The sequence below is a fragment of the Halanaerobium sp. genome, assembly GCF_003070835.1.
Window position 1 is genome coordinate 1 of the sequence record NZ_QBLR01000134.1, and the last position, 8,899, is coordinate 8,899.

General features: G+C 36.2%; 10 protein-coding genes. All 10 read left to right on the top strand.

The window, feature by feature from the left end; translation table 11 throughout:
- Positions 1-694: HD-GYP domain-containing protein (locus CI949_RS12800; RefSeq protein WP_290767089.1), on the top strand; the 694-nt coding region annotated here is incomplete at its 5' end.
- Positions 695-725: 31 nt separating this feature from the next.
- Positions 726-1,346 (top strand): hypothetical protein, encoded by a 621-nt coding sequence (locus CI949_RS12805; RefSeq protein ID WP_108141396.1) that lies wholly within the window; start codon positions 726-728, stop codon positions 1,344-1,346.
- Positions 1,347-1,369: 23 nt separating this feature from the next.
- A complete protein-coding gene (locus CI949_RS12810) occupies positions 1,370-2,197 on the top strand; it encodes a DUF6544 family protein (RefSeq protein WP_181248194.1) in 828 nt (275 codons plus the stop codon).
- 218 nt (positions 2,198-2,415) lie between these two features.
- The gene (locus CI949_RS12815; RefSeq protein ID WP_108141365.1) at positions 2,416-3,588 is read left to right on the top strand and encodes an FprA family A-type flavoprotein; all 1,173 of its coding nucleotides are present in this window, start codon (positions 2,416-2,418) and stop codon (positions 3,586-3,588) included.
- Positions 3,589-3,802: 214 nt separating this feature from the next.
- Positions 3,803-4,942, top strand: a complete 1,140-nt coding sequence (locus tag CI949_RS12820) for an aminotransferase class V-fold PLP-dependent enzyme (protein ID WP_290767093.1) — start codon at positions 3,803-3,805, stop codon at positions 4,940-4,942.
- Positions 4,943-5,009: 67 nt separating this feature from the next.
- The gene (gene yedF / locus CI949_RS12825; RefSeq protein ID WP_290767095.1) at positions 5,010-5,609 is read left to right on the top strand and encodes a sulfurtransferase-like selenium metabolism protein YedF; all 600 of its coding nucleotides are present in this window, start codon (positions 5,010-5,012) and stop codon (positions 5,607-5,609) included.
- A gap of 75 nt (positions 5,610-5,684) precedes the next feature.
- Entirely contained in the window at positions 5,685-6,725 is a 1,041-nt protein-coding gene (selD, locus tag CI949_RS12830; protein WP_290767097.1) for a selenide, water dikinase SelD, read from the top strand.
- Entirely contained in the window at positions 6,716-6,988 is a 273-nt protein-coding gene (locus tag CI949_RS12835) for a DUF3343 domain-containing protein (protein ID WP_290767098.1), read from the top strand. Before selD ends, CI949_RS12835 begins: the two co-directional genes overlap by 10 nt.
- A 126-nt stretch (positions 6,989-7,114) precedes the next feature.
- A complete protein-coding gene (locus tag CI949_RS12840) occupies positions 7,115-8,563 on the top strand; it encodes an NAD(P)/FAD-dependent oxidoreductase (protein WP_290767100.1) in 1,449 nt (482 codons plus the stop codon).
- A 95-nt stretch (positions 8,564-8,658) separates the two neighbouring features.
- Positions 8,659-8,899 (top strand): hypothetical protein (locus tag CI949_RS12845; RefSeq protein ID WP_290767102.1); only part of this gene is annotated, 241 nt, incomplete at its 3' end.

An 8,899-nucleotide genomic window follows, 5' to 3' on the forward strand; every position in this document is an offset into this window, starting at 1 on the left:
GATATTATTTGCTCTTGTAATAATTTTATTATTTATAATTAAAGATTTTTTCTATTCTCGACTACAACAACTGAACTCCTATACTCAAATAATCGAAAGTTTCTTAAAAGTAATTGACTCAAAAGACCATTATACTGAAGGTCACTGTGAACGAGTGGCTAAATATACATATCATCTATGTGATGAAATGGATTTATCATGGGCTAAATCAGAAAAAATAATAAGTGTTGCTAAAATTCATGACATAGGTAAAATTTATGTTGACGATGATATTTTGCGAAGTTCAGATAAATTAAGCGAACAGGAATATCAAGAAATTAAAAGACATACAGAATATGGATATCAACTTTTAAAGGATATAGATATTTTGAATAAAGAATTAGATGTAATTAAATACCACCATGAACGCTGGGACGGTAGAGGATACCCTGAAGGTCTGAAAGGAAAAGAAATCCCGGTAGGAGCCAGGATTTTAACGGCCTGTGATTCACTGGATGTAATGATTACCGGCAGAACATATAAACCGCCGATGACCAAAGAAGAAATCATTGAGGAATTTAAAAAATGCGCCGGGGGACAGTTCGATCCGGAAATTGCCGAGAAAATGATTAAATTAATCAGAGATGGATATTTTGATGATAAATTTAAAAGTGAAGAAAAAATCAGGAAATTAGAGTTGTCGCTTGAATATTAAACCGAAAAAGTTAAAAAGGGGAGAGCTGAATATGAATACAGAAATAAAAAAATTGATTCAGGAACTTGAAGGGGTAGTCTCCTGTAATTTAACAGGTGCAGATCAGATAGACGAAATCCACATTATAGCTGATAAGAAAAGAGATCCTAAAAGGATTGTTAGAGATGTTGAAACAGTCTGTCTGGTGCACAAAGATTTTAAAATAGACCATAAAAAGATCAGTATTGCCAGGATCGACAGTAATTTTGCAGAGGCTGCTGACACATTTTCCAGCGAAAGAATAGAACTTGTTTCAATTTATACTGAAAATAATCGCTCCCGCTGTAATGTGGAAATGAAAATCAATGGGCAGGAAATCAAAGAAAGTTTTGAAGCTCAAATTGGAGAAAGCATAGAAAAATTGATTGGAAGATCTGTTTTAACTATTTTAAATAAATATTTAGATTTTAAGCTGCAGCTTATTGTTGATGATATTTTTACGATCAAAGGCAAAGAGGAGCTGGTAATTGCTGAAATTTCAATGTATAACCCCGAAAACAATTTAAAACAGGAAAAATTAGTTGGAGCTGTTCATGTAAATAATAATATTTCCTTAGCAATTGCAAAGGCCTGTTTAAAAGCCGTTAATAGAAAGATCTGTTATTTTATCTAAAATAATAAATAGAGGTGATTATCTTGCTAAAAAAAATATTGATTCTAGTACTTTTAATAATAATTTCATTCTCAATATATACAGTATTGGCCAATCTCTATCTTGACCGCCAGTATGAGCAGGATGTCAGCTCTATGCAGAGACGATATACACTCAGTGATAATCTTTCGATTCCAAATCCAAATAGTATTTCTATTCCTTCTTCCTTAAGAAGATATATTCAGGCCAGTATTCCGGATCACAGAAATTTATCAACTTATGTTAATCTCAATTATTCTGGCAAATACCGTAAGGATAAATATGGTGAGATGTTTGATTTTAAAGTCAAATCATTTTACAATTTAAAAAACGAGGAGTTTGTCAGTGAGTGGTTTATTGATGAAAATCGGGTTACTTTTAATAAATTGCGAGAGGTATCGATTGGAGATAAACAGATTTATGAATTCAAATATATGGGAATTAAAAATAATCAGGAAGTTTACGGACAGAGTGCTCTACCTTTTCTAAAGAGCCGGATGATTATTGATGCAGTTTATTTTCCTTATTATTATTTAGCAAGCGGCAGTATAGATTATAGATACATGAGCAATAACCGGACACTTCTGGAGTTGAATACTACTTCTGGAAAACTTAATTATGTTCTTGATTTTAATGAACAGGGAAAATTAATTTCTATTACGACTGATGAATTTAATTTCGATGGAAACAGAGTTAGCCTCAAAGCTTATTATGATGATTATATAGATTATCAAAATTATAATCTGCCGGCTTCAATAACTGTGGAAATTGAAAATAACTTTGATAAATATGTTTTATATGAAGCCAATCTAGATAGTGTTACCTATAGATAAATAAAAAATAATTCTAATGCCTTTTGATTTGAATTTAAATCAGGGCATTTTTTCTGTGACATAGCTCACAGAACTAATAAAATAAAAGGCATATAATAAACTTGACAAAAGAAGTCGGAATTAATATAATATGTATTGACAGGCTAATTCTGTCTGTACATATTTATAATTATTATAATAACTTTCAAAAAGTATAAGAATATAAGGAGGAGTTTTAAATGTTTAGAAAAGTTAAAGATGATATTTACAGTGTGGGAATTATTGACTGGCACCGCAAGTTGTTTGATGAGTTGATTCCTCTACCTGATGGTACAAGTTATAACTCGTATTTTGTTAAAGGTGAAGAAAAGAATGCAATTATTGATACAGTAGAGCCTGATTTTGTTCAAGACTTTTTAGATAATTTAGATGATCTCGGGGTGGAAAAAATAGATTACATTATTTCCAACCATGCCGAGCAGGACCATTCAGGGTCTATTCCTCATTTATTAGAGAAGTTTCCGGAAGCTGAGGTTTTAAGTTCCAAAAAAGCAAAGCCAATGCTTTTAGACCTGCTTGATCTTGATTCTGATCAGATTAGAGTAGTTGAAGATGGTGAGACTGTTGATTTGGGTGGCCGCACCTTAGAGTTTATTGATACTCCCTGGGTTCACTGGCCTGAAACCATGTCAACCTATCTGCAGGAAGAAAATATTTTATTCCCCTGTGATTTCTTTGGCTCTCACCTGGCAACCAGTGATCTATTTGTAGAAGATCATAGTGAGGTTTATAAGGCTGCCAAAAGATATTATGCTGAGATTATGATGCCTTTTAGAATGATTATCAAAAAGAATCTGGCTAAATTAGAAGACTATGAGATTGACATGATTGCTCCCAGCCACGGTCCTATTTATGATAATCCAGAAATGATTTTAGAAGCCTATCAGGAATGGGTTAGTGATGAGGTTAAGCCAGAAGTTGTAGTGCCCTATGTTTCAATGCACGGCAGTACTGATGATTTAATAAAATACTTTATCAGTCGGTTGATTGATGAGGGAATTAAAGTTAAACCCTTTAATCTGGCCGATGTTGATTTAGGTGATCTGGCAATTTCACTTGTCGATGCATCAACTGTAATCTTTGGTTCTCCAACCGTTTTAACCGGACCACATCCATCTGCAGTATATGCAGCTTATCTGGCCAATGTCTTAAAGCCAAAAACCCGTTATGCTTCGATTATTGGTTCTTACGGCTGGGCAGGCAGAATGACTGATAAGCTCTTAGAGCTAATGCCTAACTTAAAGGTAGAACTCTATGATCCAGTTGTTGCAAAAGGCCACGGGGCAGAAGAGGATTATCAGGAAATTGACCGTCTGGTAGAAGAAGTAAAAGCTGACCTGGAAAATCTTTAGAAAATATAAATAAAGTTCGCTTTAATTGAATAATCTCCAAGAGAAGGCTCCTGTCTTAGCGCAGGGGCTTTTTTATGTTCATTTATGTTCACGCACCGGGTGCGTGAACATAAATGAACATTTTCAGTCAGATAGCTAAATTTAAATAAAGGTTTTTCAGGCTATAAAAAGAATTAATTATTTAAGACAGTTTTTAAAAGGCGGTGTAAATTTAATGATATATTTTAATAATGCTGCTACCAGCTGGCCCAAACCGGAGTCTGTTTATCAGGCGGTGGACACATTTTTTAGAAACTCAGGCATGAATCCCGGTCGTTCAGGTTCTGGGAAAAGTATTGATGCAGCCAGAATGGTTTTTGCAGGCAGGGAAGAAGTGGCTGATTTTTTTGGAGTTAATGATTCTGCTCATATAGTTTTCAATTCTGGAGCAACTGAATCTTTAAATACTGTAATTAAGGGTGTTTTAAAAAGAGGAGATCATGTTATAACTTCAAAGATGGAACATAACTCAGTGCTGAGACCGCTGGAGCGCTTAAAAATTGAGAAAGCAATTGAAGTAGATTACATAGATATAGACCCGGAAAGTGCAGAAATTGATTATCAGGGAATCATAAATGCTGTTAAAGATAATACCCGCTTAATTGTAATTTCTCATGCCTCCAATGTTCTGGGGACAGTTAATGATCTTAAAAAAATTGGAGAAATAGCTGCTGCAGAAAAAATATTGTTTTTAGTTGATGCAGCCCAGACAGCGGGAGTGATTCCTATTGATGTGGAGGAGCTGAAAATTGATTTTCTAGCAGTCCCGGGCCACAAGTCATTATTTGGACCACCAGGAGTTGGTGCTTTATATGTTAGAGATCCCAAGTCTATGCTGCCTTTAAAAGAAGGTGGAACCGGAACAAATTCCTTAAGCATTACTCAACCTGAAATAATGCCGGATTATCTGGAGGCAGGAACCCTTAATACACCTGGAATAATTGGTCTGGCGGCAGGAATTAAGTTTATTAAAAATGAAGGCCTTGCCAGGATTCATCAACGGGAGATGACTCTGCTTGAGCGGCTGATTGCCGGTTTAACTGATCTACCTGAGATAAAACTTTACGGAAAAAAAGAGATTAAAAATAGAACAGCTGTGACAGCATTTAATCATCAGGGTTTGAGCTCCAACCAACTGGCCTTTAAACTGCAGCAGGAATATGATATTCAGCTGCGGGGAGGCCTGCACTGTGCTCCTCTATTACATCAGAGCCTGGGCACAGACAAAACTGGAATGCTGAGGCTCAGCCCCGGTTATTTTAATACTGAAGCTGAGGTAGATAAATTTTTAAATATAATAGAAACGATTAAGTAATTTAATTTACTTTAAATAATTAACAGATCAAATTTAAAAATCCAAATTCTAACTGGAGGAATTAAAAATGAAAGAAATAGATGCACGTGGTTTAGTCTGCCCCAAGCCGGTTGTGCTGACCAAAAAAGCGATGGCTGATAATGATGAAATTTTAACTGTAGTTGATAATAGAACTGCTTCGGAAAATGTTGCTAAACTGGCTCGAAAAATGAAGGCAGAAGTTACGATTGTAGAAGAAGCTGAAGATTACTTTAAAATTATGATTAAAAAAACCGCCGCTGATAAAGCAGATGATAAAGCTGGTGCAGCTGTCGGCTCTGAGTCTGAATCTCAGCAGGGAAAAGTTTATTTAGTAGCCTCTGATACCTTAGGTGAAGGGGAAGAGGAGCTTGGTAAAATTTTGATTAAGGGCTTTCTTTCAACTCTACTTGATATTAAGCCCCAGCCTAAAAAAGTAATTTTCTTAAATGCTGGAGTTAAGCTGGCTGTTTTAGAAAAGGATGTGACTGCTGTTTTAGCTGATTTAGAAGCAGCAGGGGTTAAAATCTTACTCTGTGGAACCTGCCTGGATTATTACGAATTAAGTGATCAGGTTGAAGTTGGAGAGGTTAGCAACATGTATGAAATTGTCGACAGCCTCAACAGCAGCAGTACTGTCAGAGTTTAATTTGCTATTTTCTTTCATTAATTATATATTTATAGATGTAGATTTAAAGAAATAGTAAAGAAAGTTGGTGATATTATGTCTCAGATCAAATTAACTGATTACAGCAAAACTTCTGGTTGAGCAGCCAAGATGGGCCCTAAGGCTCTGGCGCAGGTTCTGCGTCGCGTTAATTTTCCTGCTGATCCGGAAAAACTTTTAATCGGTCTTGATAAGGCTGATGATGCTGCTGTCTACAGTCTAACAGATGATATAGCTTTGATTCAGACTCTTGATTTCTTTACCCCGGTAGTGGATGATCCCTATCTATTTGGACAGATTGCTGCTGCTAATGCCTTAAGTGATGTTTATGCAATGGGCGGCCAGCCTATTTTAGCAATGAATATTGTTGGTTTTCCGTCCTGTCTGGAAGCAGAGATTCTTTCTCAGATTCTGCAGGGAGGTGCTGATAAGGTTAAAGAAGCAGGTGCCAGCTTATGTGGCGGCCACACCGTTGTTGATGAAGAGCCCAAATATGGACTTTCGGTGACCGGGACTGTTCATCCAGATAATTTACTCAGCAACTCCGGTATAAAAGAAGGTGATCTCATTCTTTTAACAAAACCGCTGGGAACTGGAGTTATGGTTTCAGCAATTAAGGGTGGTTTCACTAAAAGTGATGAAAATAATCCGGCAGTAAAATCAATGTTAACATTAAATAATACTGCTTTAAAATATTTTGACCAGTATCAGATCAATGCCTGTACAGATGTAACCGGTTTTGGTTTGATTGGACATCTGCTTGAGATGTCAGAAAACAGCAATCTGGAAATTACAATTGAAGCTCCAGAGATTCCAATTTTTGAAGGAGTAAGAGATTTTGCAGAATCCGGACTTTTACCAGCAGGTGCTTATAAAAATAGAGATAATTATGAGGAATTTGTCAGTGAGAGCGGAAAAAGAGATCAGACTCTTTATGAGCTAATGTATGATCCGCAGACCTCAGGTGGCCTTTTAATTTCAGTTGCCGAAGAAGATGCAGCCGAGCTTTTAATTGATCTCTACGGAGAAGGCCTGGATGTTGCTGTGATTGCGAAAGCTAAAAAAGGTCAAAAAGGAGTTAAAATAGAATGGGAGTAAAGCAGGATAAGTTGATTTTATTTCAGTCGACTCATCATTCAATCAAGGCTGAAAAAGTTTTTATGGATAATGATTTACTTTACAGGATGGCAGCTGTACCACCGGAGATATCTACCGACTGTGGTTCGGCAATAGCTGTTCCCGCTGAACTGGAAGAACTGAAAGAACTGCTTGAGCATAATGATATTTTAGTTGAAGCAGTTTATGAAGTAAGTGAAAATAAAAGCGGGAAAAAATATAGAAAGATTTACAGTGCAAAATAATTGAAAAGGCTTTTCTCGAAATTTGAAATTGTGGGAAAAGCCTTTTTAGACTAAATAGCGGTCAGTTAATACCATAAATTTTCGAAATATTTAAAATAAAGTTTCAGAAATTAAGGAGGGTCTTAAATGTATGATGTTGCTGTTATAGGAGCGGGTGTGGTTGGTTCGGCAATAGCAAGAGAGTTATCTAAATATCAGCTTGAGCTAACACTGATTGAAAAAGAATCGGATGTTGCTACCGGTGCTTCCAAGGCCAATACAGGAATTGTCCACGGCGGCTATGTTGCTAAAGCAGGAACCTTAAAAGGAGAGCTCTGCATTAAGGGGAATTCCATGTATCAAAAGCTGAACGAAGAGCTTAATTTTGGCTACAAAAAAACAGGTGGTCTGGTGCTGGCTTTTGATGAAGAAGATGAAAAAACACTGGAAAAGATTTACCAGAATGCTTTAAAAGTCGGCCAGCCGGAAGAGGAGATAGAAATTATCGATGGTGATCGGATTAAAGAAATTGAGCCTCATGTCAGTGATCAGGTTCAGGCAGCTCTTTATTGTAAGAGTATTGGAGTCACCTCTCCCTATGAATTTACCATTGCCCTGGCAGAAAATGCTGTTGATAACGGAGTCGATTTAAAGCTGGAATCAGAAGTTATAAACATTGAAAAGGATAACGGATATTTTGAAATAGAAACAGTAAACGAAAAAATTAAAAGCCGCTATCTGATTAATGCAGCTGGAATTTATGCTGACCGGATTGCATCGATGCTTAATACTGATGATTTTGAAATTTATCCAATGCGGGGAGAATATGTGGTATTTAGCAAAAGTCAGTCTCACTTAGTTAATTCAGTTATTTTTCAGGCACCAAATCCTAAAACTAAAGGAGTAGTGGCCACAACAACTACTCACGGTAACTTTATGATCGGGCCCAATGCAGAAGAAATTGATAAAAAGAATGATGTCAGCACTACTTTTAAGGAAATTAAATATATCATTGACCAGGCCCGCCGCTCAGTACCGGATTTTGATACCAACAGGATGCTCAGAACCTTTGCCGGGTTGAGACCTAAAAGCACCAGAGGAGATTTTATAATCGAAGAGACAGAGCATAAAGGTTTCATTCAGGCAGCAGGTATTGATTCACCCGGTCTAACCTCTTCACCAGCAATTGCAAAAAAGCTAGTTAATATTTTAAAAGATTCAGGACTTAAGCTGAATAAGAAAGATGATTTTAATCCCCATCGACCAGGCATTGTGGTGGAAAAAGATGAAGATTTCGCCGGTGAAATAGACCATCAGGACCCGGAGAAGAATATTATCTGCCGCTGTGAAACGGTGACTGAAGCTGAAATCCTGGATGCTTTAAGTCGTTCGATTCCAATCAAAACAACTGATGCTGTTAAAAGAAGAACCTGGGCCAAAACCGGAGAGTGTCAGGCAAACTTCTGTGAAAGCAGGATTAAAAAGATAATCAGCCGAGAATTGAATATTCCAGTGGAAAAAGTAAAAAATCGGGATGAAGATTATGTGCCGGAGCGGCTTAATGTTTATGAGCTCAAAAAGAAGCTGAATTCTTAGCTTTAGATTTAAAATAAAAAAATCACAAATGACTGTTAAATTCAATTCTATTTTGTGATATTATGTGAATAATAACACAAAAGGAGATGGTAAGTTTGAAATTTTTTGATTTAGAAGAGTATCTAGAAAAGGATGAAAAATGTAATATTTTTAGTTATGAAGAAAAACATTCAATGCGAATTGTCCAATTTTTTGAAGGTGATTTTATGCCCCCCAGTCCCTTTAAAGGTGAATCCATTATGTTCTTAATGGAAGGAAAAATCAGCTATAAAATTAATAGAAAAGATTATATAATGATGAAAGCAATTAAAGAATTTTCTTCTCTGGGTTCTGGTT

Coding starts and splice junctions, on each gene's coding strand:
- yedF (WP_290767095.1), top strand. CDS start 5,010: ATGAAAGAAATAGATGCACGTGGTTTAGTCTGCCCCAAGCCGGTTGTG.
- CI949_RS12805 (WP_108141396.1), top strand. CDS start 726: ATGAATACAGAAATAAAAAAATTGATTCAGGAACTTGAAGGGGTAGTC.
- CI949_RS12815 (WP_108141365.1), top strand. CDS start 2,416: ATGTTTAGAAAAGTTAAAGATGATATTTACAGTGTGGGAATTATTGAC.
- CI949_RS12835 (WP_290767098.1), top strand. CDS start 6,716: ATGGGAGTAAAGCAGGATAAGTTGATTTTATTTCAGTCGACTCATCAT.
- CI949_RS12840 (WP_290767100.1), top strand. CDS start 7,115: ATGTATGATGTTGCTGTTATAGGAGCGGGTGTGGTTGGTTCGGCAATA.
- CI949_RS12820 (WP_290767093.1), top strand. CDS start 3,803: ATGATATATTTTAATAATGCTGCTACCAGCTGGCCCAAACCGGAGTCT.